Origin of the sequence: Polynucleobacter sp. Fuers-14, from assembly GCF_018882045.1 — a bacterium.
In the GTDB taxonomy this organism is placed as follows: domain Bacteria; phylum Pseudomonadota; class Gammaproteobacteria; order Burkholderiales; family Burkholderiaceae; genus Polynucleobacter.
Map to the genome: position 1 here is coordinate 1 of NZ_JACVPG010000023.1, position 1,039 is coordinate 1,039.

1 protein-coding gene is annotated in these 1,039 nt (G+C 50.9%); it reads left to right on the forward strand.

Annotated features, from left to right (window positions below):
- Positions 1–1,039, forward strand: a 1,039-nt coding sequence (locus ICN40_RS11135; protein ID WP_216244015.1) for an autotransporter-associated beta strand repeat-containing protein, incomplete at both ends; no start/stop codon positions are given.

Below are 1,039 nucleotides of genomic sequence, written 5' to 3' on the forward strand. Positions count from 1 at the left end.
GGCACCAACACCTACACTGGTGCGACTACGATTAGTGCCGGTACTTTAGCCATTACTAATGCCGCTGGCCTTGGAACTACTGCAGTGGGTACTACAGTCAATAGTGGCGCAGTACTAGATCTGCGAGCTGTCACAGTTGGTGCAGAAGCCATTACCCTTAATGGCGGTACGATTGCCACTAGCATAGGCACCTCTAGCTTATCGGGCGCTGTGACTTTAAGTGCGAACTCTACAGTCAACGTCAGCTCGGGCGCAGTGCTCACTATCAGTGGGATTATTAATGGACCTAGCTACACTCTGTATAACTCAGGGGCTGGCACCTTTACAGCCTCTAATGGCTCCAATAGTTATGCGACCAATACTACCCTCACGGGCACAGTCACTCTGACTGCTTCTGGTTATGGTGGAGTAACTGATACTTTAATTATCAACTCTGGTGTGACGCTTGATCTGGCAGGCTTTACACTGACTAATGCCATTATTCTGAATGGTGGCACGATTACCAATAGCTCTACTACCGCTAGCACCTTATCTGGAGCAATCTCCTTAACGGCTGCCTCCACCATCAATGCCGCTAATGCCATGACGCTCTCTGGCATCATCAGCGGCTCAGGTGCTCTGACCAAAACCGGCACCGGTACCTTAACCTTATCGGGCACCAACACCTACACTGGTGCTACAACCATCTCGGAAGGTGCACTTACTGTCTCTGGCACCTTAGCCAATACCACCGCCATCACTGTCGCTAGTATTGCAGCGTATAACGTCAACAGCACAGATACGGTAGGATCCATTGCGGGCGCAGGTAGTATTGCAATTGGTTCTGGATTTACCTTAAGCACTGGCGGTGATAACACCAGCACAAGCTTTAGCGGTGTGCTCAGCGGCTCAGGCTCCCTCACTAAAATCGGCACCGGTACAACTACCCTCTCAGCCGCTAATACCTACACTGGTGCGACTACTGTGAGCGGGGGCATTCTGAGTGTTTCATCTTTAGCCAGCGGTGGTAGCAGTAGCAATATTGGTGCCTCTGCCAATA